The sequence below is a fragment of the Thermosynechococcus sp. HY596 genome, assembly GCF_030518715.1.
Classification (GTDB): domain Bacteria; phylum Cyanobacteriota; class Cyanobacteriia; order Thermosynechococcales; family Thermosynechococcaceae; genus Thermosynechococcus.
Genome location: NZ_CP130346.1, coordinates 738478 through 756963, shown reverse-complemented (window position 1 = coordinate 756963; position 18486 = coordinate 738478). Strand labels below are relative to the sequence as shown.

Sequence of the window (18486 nt, the reverse complement as noted above, 5' to 3'; positions counted from 1 at the left end):
TAGCTATTATGGCCCTTGCTTCAACATCCCTGTTAAAAGCTGTTTTTGCCGGGAGGGTGCAATTACTGTGAAAAGGGCTGTAAGATACTCGGTGTTTCTTGCGCTGAATTTTGCCCTATGGGTCGCTCAGTTCTAATTCCCGCCATTCCCGTAAAGGTCTCTGTTCTTGGCTTTCCACTGCACTTGGTGGATAATGCCCCAGAGTGGCTCTTGATGCAGCAGCGGGATGGCCATGGTCAGCACGTAATCACGCTCAATTCAGAGATGGTGATCCTAGCGGAGCGCACACCAGAGTTTGCCGATGTTTTACACCGTGCTGATTTGGTGATTCCCGATGGATCGGGGGTCATTCTCTACCTCAAGTTGCATGGCCTCTCGGTGCGCCGTCTGCCGGGGATTGAATTTGCCGAAGCCCTCCTGCGACTTGCCAATGAAGCTCCCCAGCCCAAGCGGGTCTTCTTCTATGGGGCAGCGCCGGGGGTGGCAGAAAAAGTGGCTGAGCGCTGGCATCGAGAGTTGCCCAACCTGAACATTGTTGGTGTGCAGTCAGGCTACCACGATGCCGATACAGAGGTTGCTCTCATTGAAACGCTGAAGGAGACACAACCCCACATTATTTTTGTGGCTTTGGGGGTGCCTCGGCAGGAATACTGGATCGATCGCCATCGTCACATTTGCCCAGAGGCGATTTGGGTTGGCGTGGGCGGTAGTTTTGATGTGTGGGCAGGGGTTAAAAAGCGAGCACCCAAGCTAATGCAAAAACTCCATCTAGAATGGCTCTACCGTCTGTATCAGGAACCGTGGCGCTGGCGGCGGATGTTGGCTTTGCCCCAATTTGCATGGAAGGCGCTCCTAAGTCGTTTGTATGGGCGACAGCGTTTCTCGTCCCGATGACAGCAGTGACCCCAGTGGTACCCCCCTGCGAACCCACCTCTGAGGGGGTAATCGTTGCAGAACTGTGGCAAGTCACGAAGTCCTTTGGTGGCACTTTGCCCTGCTTACATCGCGTCAATTTACAACTGCGACGGGGAGAGTTTTATTTTCTCACGGGTGCTTCGGGGTCGGGTAAATCCACCCTCTTAAAACTTCTCTGTGGCCAAGTTCGCCCAGATCAGGGCATAGTTCGCCTCTTTGGTGAGGAAGTCAATCCCCAACAGGATCGACGGATGGCACAGTTGCGGCGGCGCTTGGGGGTAATCTTTCAAGACTTTAAGCTGCTGGGCGATCGCTCCGTGGCAGAGAATGTGGCCTTTGCGCTGCTGGTGCGCGGTATTCCCAAAGCAGAAATTCAGCAGCGGGTACAAACGGCGCTCAAACTGGTGGGCCTGAGCCACAAAGCCAATGCCAATCCCCAATCTCTATCGGGGGGAGAGCAGCAGCGGGTGAGCATTGCTCGGGCGATCGTTGGTGGGCCTGAGCTATTGCTGGCGGATGAACCCACGGGTAATCTGGATCCGCAAACCAGCCAGCAAATTCTTGCCCTGCTCCATCGCCTTCATCAACATGGGCTAACGGTTCTCTTTACCACCCATGACTTAGCCTTGACTCGCTTAGTCCCCCATCGGATTCTCCATTTGCACCATGGCAAACTTGAGCCCCTTACCCACCCTTGACTTTTTGCTTCCAGAAGTGCGCCGCAGTCTCTGGCGCGGTGGTTGGCTCAATAGCGCAGCCGTCATTGCTGTGGCCGTGACGCTCTTTATTTTTGGTTGGGGTTGGCAAGTGTCGCACCTCCTTGGCGCTAGTGTTGAGTCCTTGGGCAATCGCCTAGAAATTACGGCCTATGTGTCGCCTGAACTTCCCGCAGCCAAAGTGGCCAGCCTTAAGGAGCAGTTGGCGGCATTACCGGGGGTAGCCGACTTCACTTGGATGGATCGCGATCGCGCTTGGGCAGAATTGCAAGCTGATTTAGGCCTCAAAAGTGAACAGGGTGGCTTAGACCTCTTTGACACCAATCCCCTCAGCGATGAAATCAAGATCCGCGCCCAAAGCCTCGATCAGGTAGCCCCCCTAGCCAGCCAAATTGCCCAAAAGGAAGGCATTGAGTCGGTGCAGTATCTTGAGCGCGCCCTAGTAGGTCTGCAAAGTGTGCAGCGAGTAGTGCGGGGAATCACGTTCATTTTGGTGCTGCTCCTGAGTTTAACGGTAGTTGCCTTAGTGAGCGCCATTTTACGGTTGATTATCCTTGTGCGCCAACCTGAAATTGAGATCATGACTCTAGTGGGCGCCACCCAAACTTGGATTTATACCCCCCTATTTATTCAAGCTGCTAGTCTAGGGGGCGGCGGCGGTTTACTGGCGTGGATGGTTGGCTGGGGTAGCAGTCAACAGCTGCAGCAGTGGTTAGCCCAACAGGCCAGCTTTCGCGCTCTTTCTAGCCATGCCTCTGTTGTCTGGTCACCCGCTTTGGGGGTGTTCTTGGTTCTCAGCGGCGTGATTTTGGGACTGGTGAGTACCCGATTAGCCCTGCCAACCACCTCTCAGCGGTAGGCGGCTATGCCACAATAAATGGGGCAATGACGATTGATTCTAAGGGCTATGACACAATTTACGGCTGACGAGAAAGCAATTGTTCAAAATTATTTCAACACGACCGGCTTCGATCGCTGGCGGCGCATCTATGGCACGGATCAGGTCAGCAAGGTGCAAGCGGATATCCGCATGGGACACCAACAGACCATTGATACGGTGCTGGCATGGCTCAAGGCTGATGGCTCCCTCAAGGGTAAACTCATTTGTGATGCGGGCTGTGGTGTTGGTAGTCTGAGCATTCCCCTAGCGGAATTGGGGGCACGGGTCTATGCCAGTGATATTTCCGAGAAGATGGTGGCCGAAGCCCGCGATCGCGCCGCTGCTCAATTGAATGGCCACCATGAACTCATCCTCAGTGTCAGTGATCTTGAAGCCCTGCGGGGACAATACCATACCGTCATCTGCCTCGATGTCCTCATCCACTATCCCGACAGCCAAATGGCAGGGATGCTAGCCCACTTGAGTTCCTTGGCGATGGAGCGACTGATCCTCAGCTTTGCCCCCAAAACACCAAAATATACGCTGCTGAAAAAAATTGGTGAATTCTTCCCCGGCTCCAGCAAGGCCACCCGTGCCTATCTCCACAGTGAGGAATTTATTGTGGGGATTTTGCGAGACTTGGGTTGGCGGATTGAACGCAATGCCATGATCAAAACCCGCTTTTACTTTTCGCGACTCCTAGAAGCAGTGCGCGCCTAGATGACGAACCTCAACCTCAGCTTGGCGGATCTGCAAGCCTTGGGGCGCCAGTGGGGGACATGGCTGCCGCCGGGGACAGTGCTCTTGTTAGCGGGGGATCTAGGGGCAGGGAAAACCACGTTTGTGCAAGCCTTGGGGGAGGGATTGGGCATTGCGGATGTCATCCAAAGCCCCACTTTCACGCTGATTCAGGAATACCCCGAAGGGCGTGTGCCCCTCTATCACTTTGATCTCTATCGCCTTACCCCCGCTGAAGTGGCGGAGTTGGCACCGGAACGCTATTGGCTTGGGGAAGAAATTGATCTGGGAATTGTTGCCATAGAGTGGCCCGATCGCCTGCCAACATTGCCCCCGAATTATCTTAGGCTCCAGTTTCAACGACAGCAGGATCGCACCCATCTAACCTTAGAGGCTGTAGGGGCAGCGACATCGCTGTTGCCCAAGTGCTTAAATCTTTGAGGGCGCGATCGCGATAGGCGGCATAGCGCAAGGCCTTTTGCCGAACATTTTGCTCTAGGGGTGGCAGAATACCAAAGTTGGGGGGCATGGGCTGGAAGGTTTTGCTCTCCGCCGTACTGATGTAGTGGAAGAGGGCACCAGCCATCGTGGTTGGGGGTAATACCAAGGGGGCGAGTCCTTGTGCCAAGCGAGCCGCATTCGTGCCGGCTAACCACCCCCCCGCCGCCGCTGCTGTATACCCTTCGGTACCCGTAATTTGACCCGCCGCCAAGAGGGTGGGGCGATCGCGAAACTGGAGACTGGCACTCAACAACTTCGGCGCATTTAAGAAGGTATTGCGGTGCATCACCCCCATGCGCACAAACTCCGCCTGCTCTAAACCGGGGATCATCCGAAACACCCGCTGTTGCTCCCCCCAGCGTAGATTCGTTTGAAAGCCCACCAAGTTCCACAGTTGGCCGTGGCGATCCTCTTGGCGCAGTTGTGCCACCGCATAGGGACGCTCTCCCGTACGCGGATCTCGCAAGCCCACGGGTTTCAAAGGTCCAAAGCGCAGGGTATCCACCCCCCGCCGCGCCAACTCCTCTACGGGTAAGCAAGCCTCAAAAAATTGAGCATTCTCACGCTCAAAGTCCTTCAAGGGGGCCTGTTCAGCTTCACAGAGAGCTTGCCAAAAGCGCTGATATTCTTCAGCAGTGAAGGGACAGTTGAGATAGGCCGCTTCCCCGCGGTCGTAGCGGGAGGCCAAAAAGGCCACCTCACGGTTAATGGACTCCCCAGCCACAATTGGGCTGGCAGCATCAAAAAAGCTCAGGTAGTCTAGGCCTGTAAAACGTTGCAAATCCGCACTCAGCGCCTCACTGGTAAGCGGCCCGGTGGCTAGTACGACAATCCCGGTCTCTGGCAAATGGGGGAGTTCTTCGCGCCGCAATGTCACAAGGGGATGGCGTTCGAGGGTTTCAGTCAACTCACGGCTAAACTGGGCGCGATCCACCGCTAGAGCACCGCCGGCGGGCACTTGATGGCGATCGGCAGTGGCAATAATCAACGACCCGAGGGCACGCAGTTCATGGTGCAATAACCCCGTGGCGCGATCGCTCGCCTTGGCACCAAAGGAATTACTGCACACCAACTCTGCCAACTCCGCCGTATGGTGAGCTGGACTAGGCACATGGGGGCGCATTTCATACAGCACCACCGGCACACCCGCTCGAACAATTTGCCAAGTTGCTTCTGTACCCGCTAGACCACCACCAACGACCGTAATCGGTTCCATTGCTATCCTTCTGGGGGAGACTCCACTGCAACTTCTGAGCTGGGTAACGCCTCTGACTCCTCTACCTCTGGCTTAAAGACCAAGCGCAACAGGGGTGGCGCAACAAAGGTGGTCACAATCACCATGACGATAATACCGGCATCTAGAGCCTTCGAGAGCACACCGCTGGCCGACCCCACAGCCGCAAAAATCAAACCCACTTCACCGCGAGGCACCATACCAATGCCAATGGCCCAACGGTTAATTCCCGGCTGACCAAAGACCGTTGCCCCTGTAACTACCTTACCAACAATGGCCACAACGACAAGGAAGGAGGCAATGATCAGACCCGCACGATTGGCCGGTTCTAGGGGATTGAGAACGCTAATATCGGTGCGCGCGCCAACACAGACAAAGAAAACTGGCACTAGCATATCGGCAATGGGCAAAATCTGCTCCTCTAGCTCACGTCGTTTTTCCGTTTCTCCCAAGACTAAGCCAGCGGTAAAAGCACCGAGAATCGCTTCCAATTGCAGGATCACTGCCACATAACCAAGGACAAAGGCAAAGATAAGAGAGGGAATCAGCAAGTTACCGCGCGTTGTCAGGCGATCGACCATTCCCAAAAAGAAGGGACTCAGCAGCCGCCCCACGACAACAGACCCCACCAAAAAGACCACAGAGCTAATGATCAAGTAGATCACATTGCTAATCTCGACCGTGCCCGTTTTGGCTAGACTGGCCACCACTGCCAGCACAATAATGCCGAGAATATCATCGAGAACGGCTGCCCCAATGATGATTTGACCTTCCGGGGAAGTAAGACGTTGAATTTCGGCAAGGACTTTGGCTGTGATGCCAATACTGGTTGCCGTCAGAGCCGCACCGGCAAAGATGGCCGGCACCAAGTCCACATGAAACAGCGTCACGAGGCCAAGGGTTCCCGCTGTAAAGGGAACCACCACCCCGCCCACAGCAACGATAGCTGCCTGCGGCCCCACCCTCAGCAAACCCTCTAAATCGGATTCCAAGCCAATCTCAAACAGCAAAATCATAACGCCAATTTCTGAGAGGACGGCAATTACCTCACTGGCAGTATTGGCAACCACCGTAGCCAGCGGGTCATCCATACCGGTGGTCTGCTGAATAAACGTCGTCAGCACAGAGGGCTCAGTGGTTCCCCCTTCGGAAAAGACCAACAGGTGCAAAACCGAAATACCAACCACCACACCGCCCACCAGCTCGCCCAACACCGGTGGAAAGTTAATGCGGGCACAAATTTCACCGCCCATTTTGCTTGCCAAGTAAATCACCACCAGACTCAGTAAAACAGCGGCCAAAATTAAAGGTGCTGCTTCCGCCAAGTTCACTGATTCTGCTGCCGCATTGGCAAAAAAGGGTTCAAACAGTAGCGTTATCAAAGGCATAGGAGCAAAGGCTCAAAACTCTTTAACTCAGTTAAGCATGCCTTCCCCTTTTGCTCAACCTGCCTCTGGCCTGAACCGAATCCTATTCCTTTCTGTCTAAATCAAATTGGATTTCAGCAGGTTTATCATCGTTTTTTATAGCAGCGGTCACTCGAGCATGCGCATTCTCTTTGTCGAAGATGACCCCCAGCAGCGACAGCCCATTTGCCTAGCACTGCAGCGGCAGGGCTACACCGTTGATACTGCACCCGATTTGAAAACAGCCTACTGGTTAATCCATGAGGTGGATTATGAATTGCTCATTTTAGATTGGCTTTTGCCCGATGGTGAAGGCACACAGCTGTGTCGCTATTACCGCCAGCAACAAAAAACCGCGCCAATTGTCTTTCTTACCGCAAAGGACACGACGGCGGATAAAGTCACTGGCTTAGATGTGGGTGCCGATGATTATCTCATTAAGCCCGTGGATCTATTGGAATTATTGGCACGCATCCGCGCCCTGCGGCGGCGATCGCCCCTCTGGCAGGGGGATGAACTAACCCTTGAGGGATTAACTCTCCACCTAGAGACTCGGAAGTTGAGCTATCAAGGTGCGGAAATTCAGCTTAAAAGTCGAGATTTTCAGTTGCTCAGCTACCTGATGCGCCATCCACGCCAAGTTCTCAGCTGCCAGCAAATTGAAAGTCAACTCTGGGAATGGGATAAATCCCCTGAGAGTAACGCGGTTGCCGTGCGAGTGAAACGGCTGCGGGAGCAATTGAAACAACTGGGGGTAGAGCATTGGCTCAAAACCCACTACGGTAGTGGTTATTCCTTGAATCCCCAGCAAAATGTTTCTTAGGAAAGTAGTTGGATCAATTCGCTATCGTGCTGGCTTAATTATTGCCATGCCGATTATCTGTCTGTTCATTATTGTCGCGTCATTTATATGGTTGAAGCTAAACCTAATTGAAGATGATGAATGGGTGTTGCATACGCAAAAAGTACGACTAGAAACGCAAAAACTACTTAACTTACTGCTGGACTTGGAAACAGGTGTGCGTGGCTATAGCCTGACACGCAGTCACAGCTTTCTGCAACCTTACATCACAGCAAAATCTCGCATTGTTCCATCATTGGAAAAAATTAGAGGGCTGGTACAGGATAATCCTGAGCAACTTAAAGCTTTAGACTCCATCGAGGAAACCCTTCATCAAAACATTCAGATTTTTGATCGTTACGTATATTCAGAAAATTTTGCATCTACGACTCATGTATTCAGTAAGTCCAACCAAGAGCAGAATATTGATTGGAATAAAAGTCGAATTTTAATGGAAAGAGCACGGCAAAGCATTTACGAATTTTATAAAAATGAGGAGGTGCTGTTGGGCGATCGCCGGCAGCACCAAATTGAGTATCGAGAATTGGCATGGTCAATTATAATTGCTGCCGCCGTGATTGGTGGTATTGCTAGCTTACTCTCTGTTCGCTTGTTTTATCAGCTGGTTGCGGAGCTAGAATTTCGCGAAAATTCCCTTAGGGAAAATAATGAAAAACTATCTGTTGTTTGTCATCAGCTTCAGCGATTTACAGCCAATGCTTCCCATGAGCTAAGGGCACCTTTATCAGCAATTTTAAGTAATAGTCAGCTGGCTCTAATGATCCTAGAAGAAGAGCTGCAAGATGACAGTGAATCATTTGCAACTGTGCAGCAAAATTTAAACAACATTTGCCAGATTGCAAAACAAATGGCCAATTTAGTCAGCGATCTGCTGTTTTTGGCTCGCCATGAAGGTCAATTGGCCAATTGCCAATCGTTTAATGCCCATGCGCTGATCAAGGAATTAGCTGAAGAGTGGCAGCAGCCCATGGATAACCAAGGGATCACATTTGTGGTTCAATTCCCTGAATTGCCCGTCATGGTAAAGGGTGACTTTTTGCTGCTCAAGCAAGCAATTGCAAACCTTTTGAGAAATGCCTGTGCCTATACCCCTAGGGGTGGCAAGGTGGTACTAGGACTACAGCCAACGGATCGCGGTGTTCAAGTTGCTGTAGCCGATACAGGTATTGGTATTCCTGAGGGCGCCCTTCCCCATGTGTGTGAACGCTTTTATCGCATTGCTCAAGGCCAGGAACAACCAAAGGGTTTTGGTTTAGGGCTGGCAATCGTCAAACAAATTGTTGATGCTCATCAAGGACAGCTGCAAATTCACAGTCGCGTGGGGAAGGGAACAACGGTGACCATTACCTTACTCCCAAGCGGACGTTGACATAGTTCTGTCATTTTTTTTCCCTAACCTAGGGATTGAAGCATTGAGGACACAGAAGGTGGTTAGGAAGTATTTGTGGATCCTGAGTATGTCTCTTTTTGTTGGTACTACGGGCGTTTTTATGCCGCCGATGGCTCAAAGCGTTGCCCAGTCGGTAACCCCGATTCGTAATTTAGGCAATGTCTATGGCATTACCATTCGCGGCACTGTACGCAGTGTTGTTGGCAATCATTTCATTCTCGAGGATGGCACTGGCCAAGTGATTGTGGATGCGGGGCCGCGTTGGTTTCACCAAATCAATCTCCAGCCCGGCGAAACGGTCACGGTGGTGGGGAAATATGATGATTATGATTTTGACGCCTTTCGTATTACCCGCGCCAATGGAGAGGTGATTAACATTCGTCCCCATGGTGGGCCTCCCCCTTGGGCGGGTGGCCGGCGACGCTGGGAGCAACGACAAGCACGTTAGGATAAACCACTTTACCACATAGGCCGCTGGAAAATTTTGTGAGGTAGCTAAAAATTTCGATGGATAGAGGGGGCGATTGCCCCTTTTATTTTCAGCGATCGCTAGCCAAAATCAGCCTAGAATCCAGCCTAGTTCTATTACGGATTCTTGGGTTAAGGCATGAGTTTTTCGAAACTTTCCGCGAAAGGATTCTTGGTATAGTAGAAGCGTTTACGAACTACTGTCCACTCGTCATTGGGTCAGCCATGCTACTGAAGTCCACAACACGTCACGTTCACATCTATGCCGGCCATGTGGTTGATGGTGAAGTTCATCCTGATACAGAAACGCTGACGCTGAATGTGGATCCCGATAACGAGTTGGAGTGGAACGACGCCGCCCTAGCGAAGGTGGAAGCCAAATTTCAGGAGTTGGTGGCAAATGCCGCTGGCGAGGACTTGACGGAATACAATTTGCGGCGGATTGGCTCGGACTTGGAGCACTTTATTCGCTCGTTACTGATGCAAGGTGAAATTGGTTACAACCTCAATAGTCGTGTGCGTAACTACAGTCTGGGGATTCCTCGTGTGAATCACTCCTAGATTTATTCATCCTTAATCGCGAATTATTTAACAGGTACTTTGACAGCGAAATTTCCCGCTACAGTCCTGACATATTGGGATGCATAGAGGGAGTACAATCCTCTCTGCTAGTCGCTTTCACGGTTTTGAAGGTGTGCTCTCTTTGTGAAAGGCGCTGTGTTTGCCTTGTAGTACCGCTGAATTGGCCAAAAAAAAAGAGGCCATTACTGACCTCAAAATGACACTTTGACCGCTGAAAATTGGGAGAGAGTTAAGGTCTAGAGGAGACCCCAGAAGTGAAGCACGCCTTGTTTGGTGATCAGTTCTGTGAGTAGCGCCGCCACAAAGCCAATCATGGCGAGGCGACCGTTCCAAATTTCAGCTTGGGGGGTGAATCCAAAGACCCATGCGTTGCGATCTTCAGCTTTGATGGTTTTGGTATCTTCCATGGTTTTGACTCCTGATCGAACCCTGTACCCTCACTGTAACAATTCTTTACTAATTCCGCAACATCTCTTAATATATTTTTCTCTATTGCTGTCCTAGAGGGCGATCGCGGTATCCCTAATCAATGACTGTGGCCATCTTCACGTTCTCCAGCTTGGCGAGGATTTGCGGCTTGTAGTTTTCAAACTCTGCTTTGAGGAGATTACGGCTCACAATCGCTGGGGCAGAACTGGGCAAGCTTTTACTGGTTTGCAGCCAATCCCGTAGCAGTTGCCGCTGGAAGGTAGCGATCGTAAACATGCGGACATTGATGCAGTGTTGCGGATCCTCAAGGGAGAAAAAGAGCAGCGGATAGTAGCCGGTCTCCGAGAGCAAAACGCAGAGTTCTTGGTTGCGTGGCAGTTTCATATCCAAATAACAGGGCAACCAGCGGGGACCTTGTTTGGGATCGTAGATAGCAGTAATCCAGAGGATCATCGGGTGGGGACTGGTGGTAAAGAGAAACTGGTTGTAGCGAATATTGAGCATGCGCCGATCAATTTCTGGGCGAGGCAGCATCACCCACAGCGAGGCGGCTGATTCCCGCTGTGCATACAAAGGCATCGGAAAGACAATTTCCGCGACGGGTTTATCGGCAGGCCAAACACTTTGCCAGCAGACTTCTTCAACCGTTGCAAGGGCAACAGGCGGTTGAGACTGGCGTTCTGAGGGTTGAGAGACTTTTGCAGCAACCTCTACCCCCGGCTGGGTGACTCGACTACTCCCAAACTGTTCCTCAAGGGCTGTTAAGACGTTGATAATTTCACCGACGTTTTGGGGGCGATCGCTGGGGGACTTGGCCATGCAGGCCATGATCAGTTCCTCAAGGACAGGAGGAAGATACAACCCTGGACTGGCCACATTGAAGGGCACTGGCTTTTGGAAGTGGTGTGCCTTAAACCAACTGCCAATGGAGTGGGTGTCCGCCTGAATGGGCATCTTGCCGGTGAGTAGCTCATACATGGTGATGCCAAGACTGTAGATATCCGAGCGGTGATCCAACTCTCGCCCTTCAATTTGCTCTGGGGAACAGTAGGCCAAAGTGCCCATAAACGACGAGGTTTGCCTTTTTTCAGAGACATCCCCCAAAAATTTGGCAATCCCAAAATCCAATAGCTTCGCAAGTTCCCCCATCGTGCCATCCTGAATCACAAGGACGTTGCTAGGTTTGATGTCACGGTGAATAATGGGGCATTTTTGGCCTTCGATGATAATTCCCTCATGGGCTACCTGCAGACCAAGGCACATATGGCGTGCAATTCGCAGAAATCGGCTTAAGGGCAGGGGTTCTTCTAGGAGCAAATCACTGAGGTTTTCGCCTTCCAAAAATTCCATGACGTAGAAGGGAATTTCCTCGTTGTTCATGCCGTAGTCGAGCACCCGCACCACGTGCATACTTTTCTGACCGAGGAGAGCACCCGCGCGCGCTTCTTGGGCAAAGCGGGTTTTCATGCGATCGTTGAGCAGGGTTTGCGACAGGAATTTAACGGCAACGGGAACACCACCAAGGAGAATGTCCTCTGCTCGATACACCCGCCCCATTGAGCCTTTGCCAATCAGCTCCGTCAGCTGGTACCGATTCATCAGAATTTGGCCAATGTTGGTATCGCGGTGCGGTTCTGACATAGTTGCCTCAAGGGGAAATCGGCTGACGAGGTCGCAAACAGGCAAGTATTGTGTTGCTAGGTCGCTATGGTTATACGTCTATTATCTCTAGAGTCTTTAGGTTCTGTTTGATCCATTGGGGCGATCGCTCCCCCCAATCCGTAGTTTCTTAAGCCTTTTTAGGGTTCTAAGCATTGGGAACGCCTAACCAAGACATCAGTGAAGAACTGGTAATCTGAATCTCTTTCTCCAGATCCGGAACAGGGATAAAGACCACACCGCCACTACAGGAAATCTCCCCCACCGATCGCCACTGATTCGCGGTATAGATGTGCACATGATCAACGGCGCCCCGTCGCCAACTGCGCCACATCTCACTGGCAGCACAATCATAGAGTTGATAGCCTTCGGGAATGGCGGCACGGGTAAAGGGCACCAGTTGTGCCTTATTTTGAGCAAGATCAGGGAAAAATGAACCATGGGTCAATGCTTGTCGCAAAGATTCCCACGCATCGCAGTAGCGCTTGACCATGATCTGCGGTTGACCATTTTCACTTTTGCCTGTGGCAATGACGCCCGCTTTGTTGTCCACCAGTTGCCAAGTCCCTAAGACGGATTCAATGCGATAGTTGGGATTCGATGCAAGGCTCTCAGCCCCATTGACAACATCGGCAACAAAAACAGCAAACAACTCGCTGTCATCCATGTATCCACTCCCAATTCTGCTTCTCTCTTAGTGTAGCCAGTTCGCTGGGCCGCACCAGCAGGAGAGGGGGAGCCAATTCATTTTTACTTTTTGAAATTAAAACATCTGGGAAAATTTCCTTTCTGAGGCGATCGCAAAGCTCCGTATAATCATGGATTGATAAGGTAGTTGCATGGCTGCCTTCACTGGACTCTTACGCAGGGGTATCTCCCACACTCTGACTGCTTTGAGATGCTTTGACTTCTGAGGTTAACCATGAAATATCGCATTTTAATGGCGACGCTGCTGGCGGTATGTTTAGGGATTTTTTCCTTGAGCGCCCCCGCCTTTGCCGCAAAACAGACTTTAACCTATGACGATATTGTCGGCACTGGTCTGGCCAACAAGTGCCCCACGCTTGATGATACGGCACGCGGTGCCTACCCCATTGATAGCTCCCAAACCTATCGCATTGCCCAACTGTGCTTGCAGCCGACGACATTTTTGGTCAAGGAAGAGCCTAAGAACAAACGCCAAGAGGCCGAATTTGTTCCCACAAAACTGGTGACCCGCGAAACCACAAGCTTGGATCAAATTCAAGGGGAACTCAAGGTCAACAGCGATGGCAGCCTCACGTTCATAGAAGAGGATGGGATTGATTTCCAACCAGTGACCGTGCAAATGCCCGGTGGCGAGCGTATCCCACTGCTGTTTACGGTGAAAAACTTGGTGGCGAGCACTCAGCCCAACATTAGCAGCATCACCACTTCAACGGATTTCAAAGGGGAATTCACCGTTCCTTCCTACCGCACCGCCAACTTCCTCGATCCCAAAGGACGGGGCTTGGCCTCTGGTTATGATTCGGCGATCGCCATTCCCCAAGGTAAAGAAGAAGAGCTGGCTCGCGCCAACGTCAAACGCTTCTCCCTGACCAAGGGTGAAATTTCTCTGAATGTGGCGAAAGTGGATGGCCGCACGGGTGAAATTGCTGGCACCTTTGAAAGTGAGCAACTCTCCGATGATGATATGGGTGCCCACGAACCTCACGAAGTGAAAATTCAAGGGGTCTTTTACGCCCGCATCGAACCTGCCTAGGGTCGACCAGCCCATGGCGACTCTTTTAGAACTCAGGGAACTGCGGGTCGCCTACCCTACAACGGAGACATCATCTGCTGCAACATGCGTGGTAGATGGTGTTTCTTTTTGTGTGGCCGCTGGGGAGCGGTTTGGCTTAGTGGGGGAGTCAGGTTGTGGCAAATCCACGATTGGTAAGGCCATTTTGCAATTATTGCCGACTGGGTCACAGGTTGCTGGGGCGATCGCCCTTCAGGGGCAATCCCTTTTGGGGCTGACCACTTCCCAATTGCGGCGACTGCGGGGCGAGCAAATTGGTTTGGTCTTTCAGGATCCGATGACGCGCCTCAATCCCCTCATGAGCGTCTATGACCACTGCGATGAGCTATTGCGGAGTCATTGCTCTGCTTGGAGTCGCTCCCAACGGCGGCAGCGCATTGTTGAGGTGTTGGATCGGGTGAAAATTTCGGCCAATCGCCTGCATCAGCATCCCCATGAGTTGAGTGGCGGGATGCGTCAACGGGTGGCGATCGCCCTTGCGTTGCTCTTGAACCCACCCCTGATCATTGCTGATGAACCGACAACGGCGCTAGATGTGACTGTCGCGGCGGAAATTCTCGATGAACTCACGCGCCTGTGCCAAGCGGAGCAGCGGGGACTGCTGCTGATTTCCCACGATTTGGCATTGATGGCCAAGTATTGCGATCGCCTTGCGGTCATGCACCAAGGCAAGATTGTTGAACTGGGAGCGGCTCGTCAAGTGCTGCAACAGCCCCAACACCCCTATACCCAGTCCCTACTTGCGGCCACCCAACTCACCCCTAAAGAAACCCCACCCTTGGACACTGCCCCAGAACTGCTGCAGGTTCACAATTTACAGCGGCACTACCGCTTGGGGGGATGGCTACAACCGCAAACCACGATTCGAGCGGTTGATGGCGTCGATCTGACGTTGCGCCGTGGAGAAACCCTTGGCCTTGTGGGCGAATCCGGCTGTGGTAAAAGTACGCTCTCGCGCTTGATTCTGCAACTGATTCCCGCCAACGCCGGTGAAGTGGTCTTTTTGGGGCGCAATTTAACTCAATTACCAGCGGCACAACTGCGCCCAGTCCGCCGCGATCTGCAAATGATTTTCCAAGACCCCCATGCCTGCCTCAATCCCAAAATGACCGTGGAGCAAAACTTGCTGGAGCCACTGCTAATTCATCGGCTGATGGCCAAAGAGGCTGCCCAAGACCGCGTGCGCGAGATGCTGGCACAGGTGGAATTGACCCCCCCTGAAGCCTATGTTCATCGCTATCCCCATGCTCTGTCGGGGGGACAACGCCAACGGGTGGCGATCGCCCGTGCCCTGATTACCCATCCCCAACTGGTGGTCTGTGATGAACCAGTGAGTATGCTCGATGCCCATATCCAACGCCAGGTGCTGGCGCTGATGCAACAGTTAAAGGAACAATTCCAACTCACTTATCTCTTTATCACCCACGATCTGGCGATCGCCCGCTATTTTTGCGATCGCATTGCCGTCATGTACGCTGGTAAGATCGTTGAACTGGCTCCCACTGCCCAATTGTTTGCCCAGCCGCAGCATCCCTACACGCAAAAATTGCTGGCCGCTGCTCTGTAGCGTATCTTAACCATTTTTCCCCCATTTCTTAGGCAAACCCTAACCCAACTTCCCTAAAGTTTAGGAACTGGCTGCCCACAGTGGATGAATTTGGAACGAGATACGCTTCATGGCTGAATATTTTGGTGATCTGTTACCCCGTGTCCTAAGCCGACGCACCGTACTAAAAACTGCTCTTTTTGGCGCGGCGGGTTTAACCCTTGCAACCCTGACCAAGGGGTGTGCCACTGCACCGGCTTTAGGCTTTCCAACGATTTACCCCAACACCGACGATAAAATTACGCTGCCTGAGGGCTTTGAGCATGGCGTCGTGATTCGCTGGGGCGATGCCCTCGATGGTGGTGAAAACTTGAATTGGAATCGCATTCACCAGACAGTCACCGCAGCCGATGTCCAACGGCAGCAGCAGTGCTTTGGCTACAACTGTGATTTTGTTGGCTATCAGACCACACCCGATGGCAAGCATTTGCTGGTCGTAAATCATGAATACACCAATCCCGAACTCATGTTTCAAACCGTGGGCGATCGCCCGAATCAATGGCAAGCCGCACTCCAGCGGGAGGCCCATGGACTCTCCATTGTCGAGATTGCCAAAAACGCCAATGGTGGCTGGCAATATGTGAAAGCCTCGCCCTACAACCGCCGAATCACAGGTTCAACGCCCTGTGAGATTTCTGGCCCTGCTAAAGGCCACGCCCTTTTGAAAACGGCTGCGGATCCCACGGGGACACGGGTGAATGGCACCCTCAATAACTGCGCAGCGGGCAAAACCCCTTGGGGCACGGTACTCACCTGCGAGGAAAACTTCCATAGCTATTTTGGCGGCAGTGATAGCAACCTCACGGGCATGGTGAAGGAGCTGCATAAGCGCTATGACATTCCCAATGAGCGGGCCGATCGCTATGGCTTTTATCTCTATGAAGATCGCTTCAACATCGCGAAGGAACCCCAAGAGGCCTTTCGCTTTGGCTGGGTTGTGGAAGTGGATCCTCTTTCTCCGGATCGCGCCCCCATTAAACGCACAGCCCTAGGACGGTTTCGCCATGAGGCGGCGACAACGGTGATTGCCCCCGATGGTCGAGTTGTGGTGTATATGGGGGATGATGAACGCTTTGAGTATGCCTACAAATTCATTACCAAGGGCAAGTACCAAGCCAACGATCGCGCCGCCAACTTGAACCTGTTGGATGAAGGGGAACTGTACGTTGCTCGCTTTAATGACGATCTGACGGGTGAATGGCGAGCGATCGCCCGCGTTGAGGGCAGTACAATTACCCCCAACCCTAATCTGCCCACAGCCTTCCAACAGGATCCTGCCCTGTGTTTTATTTACACCCGCGCCGCCGCTGATGCCCTAGGGGCAACAAAAATGGATCGACCCGAGGACTTCGAGTGGAATCCGGTCACCAAAAGTGTTTGGCTGGCGCTGACCTACAACGAGAAACGGAAGGCTAAGGCCACGGATGGCGCCAACCCGCGTCCTGAAAATGTGATGGGGCATGTGATTGAAATGATTGAGCAGGGCAATAACCCAACCGCCTTGCAGTTTCAGTGGCGTTTACCTTTGCTTTGTGGAGATCCCTCCGCCCCAGAGAAAAACCGCCAGTTAGTGCTGTATGGTGAACCCACCAACGCAGAGGTAACGCCAATCTCAGCCCCCGATAACTTGACCTTTGATCGCGCCGGCAATGTCTGGATTGCCACCGATGGCAATGGCGGATCAACCCGCTTGGGCAAAAATGATGGCGTTTATGTCCTCAATCCGCAGCGCCGCGAACTGAAGATGTTCCTCTCTGGCGTGCCCGGCTGTGAAATTTGTGGCCCTGAATTTAGCAGTGACTATCAAACCTTCTTCTGTGCTATTCAGCATCCGGGGGAAGGGGCAAAATCCACAGCTGATCTGCCAACACGCTGGCCCTATGGAGAAGAGGTGGTCGTGCCTCGGCCTGCCGTCATTGCTGTATGGCGCTCAGATGGCCGGGAAGTGTCAGCCTAGGGCTTGCGGGAAGAATAGCGATTGATCCCTTCAGGACGCAGGGGTACGACTGGGGCAGCCCGGCGGCGGTGGGTTCTAGACGTTTTGGCGCGAGTGTTTGTGGCAGCGGGGAAGGCAATCACCTCTGCCTGCTGTCCTTCACGGGCACAGCGAATCAACAGGCCAGCGATCGCCATACTGGCCATAATTGAGCTACCGCCATAGCTAAAGAGGGGAAAGGGTAATCCTGTTGTCGGTAGGATACCAATGGCGACACCTATATTAATCAGGGCCTGTAGGAGCATGATCACCGTTGCCCCCAAGGCAATGAGCTGGATCAGGGGATCCCGCGCCTGATTCACCACCCGCATTCCCAGCCAACCGTAGGCCGCCAGCAGTCCTAGGAGCAAGAGGCACCCCAATAGCCCCATTTCCTCGGCATAGACCGCAAAAATAAAATCCGTGTGCTGGATGGGCAAATAGGAGAGCTTTTGCTGTGAAAAGCCATAGCCCGTGCCCAAAACGCCCCCCGAAGCAACCGCCAAGAGACTCTGCACCAGTTGGTAGCCATCCCCCATCGCATCCGCCCAAGGGTTGAGGAAGGACATCACCCGCCGCCGTTGATACTCGTTAATGCTGATGCTGAGGACTGCCAAGCCCAAGCCACTCATGGCTGTTAACAGTAGGGGCGCCAAGGGTAAACCTGCCCCAAGGGCAATCAGCCACAATGTCATGCCACAGAGGGCGGTGGTGCTGAGGTTGGGTTGGATTAAAATTCCCAGCAGCGTCAGGGCAAAGGCCGTTAACCAAAAACAACGCGCCTTCAGGTGCAGCCGCCGCCACGAACTAAACACCCAAGCGGCTTGCAGGACTAAAAAAGGCTTCATCATTTCCGAGGGCTGGAGTTGAAAAGGGCCAAGACTAATCCAGCGGGTGGCGCCCATCACCGTTGTCCCGACCCCCGGTAGGCGTGTTGCCCAGATCAGCAGCAGAAACAAAAAGAAACCTGGAATGGCCATCTGGAGCGATCGCCGCAGGGGTAGCCGTAGAAACAATTGAAACCCTGCCCAGCCAAGGGCAAGCCACAGCAACTGGCGCGTAAAGTAGTACAGCCCATCCCCTGTTTCGGCCAAACCGACGGGAAAACTAGCGGAAAAGAGGACGACCAACCCCAGACCAATCCACACTAGGGTCAACCAGTGGAGCAATCGTGCTTCTAGGGTCCACTGCCGCAGGTCGCCAACCGCTTCGCTGCGCCGCAGGCGATCGCCAAAGGGGAGAAAACGCCACCAACTCACGCTTAGATGACCCTCACTGGCATCGGCCACTATAGGAACAGTATCTAATCTGGCACAATTATTATGCATCTTTTAGAGCGACTGCC

18 protein-coding genes are annotated in these 18486 nt (G+C 52.7%); 12 read left to right on the top strand and 6 right to left on the bottom strand.

Features of this window, described 5'->3' with window-relative positions:
- Nucleotides 1-117: 117 nt before the first annotated feature.
- Genes QYC28_RS03830 through tsaE form a run of 5 tightly spaced genes read left to right on the top strand, consistent with a single transcriptional unit; the run spans nt 118 to nt 3690 of the window.
- On the top strand, nt 118-894 hold the full coding sequence (locus QYC28_RS03830; RefSeq protein WP_190278205.1) for a WecB/TagA/CpsF family glycosyltransferase: 777 nt from the start codon (nt 118-120) through the stop codon (nt 892-894).
- Nucleotides 891-1613, top strand: coding sequence for a cell division ATP-binding protein FtsE (gene ftsE, locus QYC28_RS03825; protein WP_226972002.1), 723 nt, complete (start codon nt 891-893; stop codon nt 1611-1613). The genes QYC28_RS03830 and ftsE overlap by 4 nt, the downstream gene beginning before the upstream one ends.
- Nucleotides 1582-2490 (top strand): ABC transporter permease, encoded by a 909-nt coding sequence (locus QYC28_RS03820; protein WP_149818340.1) that lies wholly within the window; start codon nt 1582-1584, stop codon nt 2488-2490. Before ftsE ends, QYC28_RS03820 begins: the two co-directional genes overlap by 32 nt.
- Nucleotides 2491-2538: 48 nt before the next feature.
- Nucleotides 2539-3231 (top strand): magnesium protoporphyrin IX methyltransferase, encoded by a 693-nt coding sequence (gene bchM / locus QYC28_RS03815; protein ID WP_149818338.1) that lies wholly within the window; start codon nt 2539-2541, stop codon nt 3229-3231.
- Nucleotides 3232-3690, top strand: coding sequence for a tRNA (adenosine(37)-N6)-threonylcarbamoyltransferase complex ATPase subunit type 1 TsaE (gene tsaE, locus QYC28_RS03810; protein ID WP_302679868.1), 459 nt, complete (start codon nt 3232-3234; stop codon nt 3688-3690). It abuts the gene before it with no gap.
- On the opposite strand, the gene trmFO is transcribed toward tsaE, so the two are convergent.
- Together trmFO and QYC28_RS03800 are read right to left on the bottom strand one after the other, a co-directional pair.
- Nucleotides 3593-4966: an FADH(2)-oxidizing methylenetetrahydrofolate--tRNA-(uracil(54)-C(5))-methyltransferase TrmFO gene (gene trmFO, locus QYC28_RS03805; protein WP_302679867.1), complete on the bottom strand. Its 1374-nt coding sequence runs from the start codon at nt 4964-4966 to the stop codon at nt 3593-3595. The two genes, tsaE and trmFO, sit on opposite strands and share 98 nt — an antisense overlap.
- A gap of 2 nt (nt 4967-4968) precedes the next feature.
- The gene (locus QYC28_RS03800; protein ID WP_149818332.1) at nt 4969-6372 is read right to left on the bottom strand and encodes a cation:proton antiporter; all 1404 of its coding nucleotides are present in this window, start codon (nt 6370-6372) and stop codon (nt 4969-4971) included.
- Nucleotides 6373-6529: 157 nt separating this feature from the next.
- Between QYC28_RS03800 and QYC28_RS03795 the strand changes: the two genes are divergently transcribed.
- From QYC28_RS03795 to ndhM, 4 genes are all read left to right on the top strand, one after another.
- Nucleotides 6530-7213 (top strand): response regulator transcription factor, encoded by a 684-nt coding sequence (locus QYC28_RS03795; protein WP_149818330.1) that lies wholly within the window; start codon nt 6530-6532, stop codon nt 7211-7213.
- Nucleotides 7203-8621 carry a CHASE3 domain-containing protein gene (locus QYC28_RS03790; protein WP_149818328.1) on the top strand — a complete coding sequence of 473 codons (1419 nt, stop codon included), beginning with the start codon at nt 7203-7205 and terminating at the stop codon, nt 8619-8621. Before QYC28_RS03795 ends, QYC28_RS03790 begins: the two co-directional genes overlap by 11 nt.
- 130 nt (nt 8622-8751) lie before the next feature.
- Nucleotides 8752-9090 carry a DNA-binding protein gene (locus QYC28_RS03785; protein ID WP_399363189.1) on the top strand — a complete coding sequence of 113 codons (339 nt, stop codon included), beginning with the start codon at nt 8752-8754 and terminating at the stop codon, nt 9088-9090.
- Nucleotides 9091-9335: 245 nt separating this feature from the next.
- On the top strand, nt 9336-9671 hold the full coding sequence (ndhM, locus tag QYC28_RS03780) for a photosynthetic/respiratory NAD(P)H-quinone oxidoreductase subunit M (protein WP_206199685.1): 336 nt from the start codon (nt 9336-9338) through the stop codon (nt 9669-9671).
- Between the two features lie 257 nt (nt 9672-9928).
- On the opposite strand, the gene QYC28_RS03775 is transcribed toward ndhM, so the two are convergent.
- The 3 genes from QYC28_RS03775 to QYC28_RS03765 all read right to left on the bottom strand — a co-directional run bounded on the left by QYC28_RS03775 (nt 9929) and on the right by QYC28_RS03765 (nt 12447).
- A complete protein-coding gene (locus QYC28_RS03775) occupies nt 9929-10099 on the bottom strand; it encodes a chlorophyll a/b-binding protein (RefSeq protein WP_011056299.1) in 171 nt (56 codons plus the stop codon).
- A 115-nt stretch (nt 10100-10214) separates the two neighbouring features.
- Nucleotides 10215-11762, bottom strand: coding sequence for a serine/threonine-protein kinase (locus QYC28_RS03770; protein WP_286626657.1), 1548 nt, complete (start codon nt 11760-11762; stop codon nt 10215-10217).
- A 166-nt stretch (nt 11763-11928) separates the two neighbouring features.
- Nucleotides 11929-12447 carry a hypothetical protein gene (locus QYC28_RS03765; protein ID WP_149818322.1) on the bottom strand — a complete coding sequence of 173 codons (519 nt, stop codon included), beginning with the start codon at nt 12445-12447 and terminating at the stop codon, nt 11929-11931.
- 255 nt (nt 12448-12702) lie between these two features.
- Between QYC28_RS03765 and QYC28_RS03760 the strand changes: the two genes are divergently transcribed.
- The 3 genes from QYC28_RS03760 to QYC28_RS03750 all read left to right on the top strand — a co-directional run bounded on the left by QYC28_RS03760 (nt 12703) and on the right by QYC28_RS03750 (nt 17123).
- Nucleotides 12703-13521 (top strand): photosystem II manganese-stabilizing polypeptide, encoded by an 819-nt coding sequence (locus tag QYC28_RS03760; protein WP_149818320.1) that lies wholly within the window; start codon nt 12703-12705, stop codon nt 13519-13521.
- Nucleotides 13522-13534: 13 nt separating this feature from the next.
- Complete coding sequence (locus QYC28_RS03755) at nt 13535-15127, top strand: ABC transporter ATP-binding protein (RefSeq protein ID WP_302679866.1); 1593 nt, start codon at nt 13535-13537, stop codon at nt 15125-15127.
- Nucleotides 15128-15236: 109 nt separating this feature from the next.
- Nucleotides 15237-17123: a PhoX family phosphatase gene (locus tag QYC28_RS03750; RefSeq protein ID WP_302679865.1), complete on the top strand. Its 1887-nt coding sequence runs from the start codon at nt 15237-15239 to the stop codon at nt 17121-17123.
- Here QYC28_RS03750 and QYC28_RS03745 read toward each other — a convergent pair.
- Nucleotides 17120-18400, bottom strand: coding sequence for an FtsW/RodA/SpoVE family cell cycle protein (locus tag QYC28_RS03745; RefSeq protein WP_302679864.1), 1281 nt, complete (start codon nt 18398-18400; stop codon nt 17120-17122). The genes QYC28_RS03750 and QYC28_RS03745 overlap by 4 nt on opposite strands.
- Nucleotides 18401-18486 lie beyond the last annotated feature (86 nt).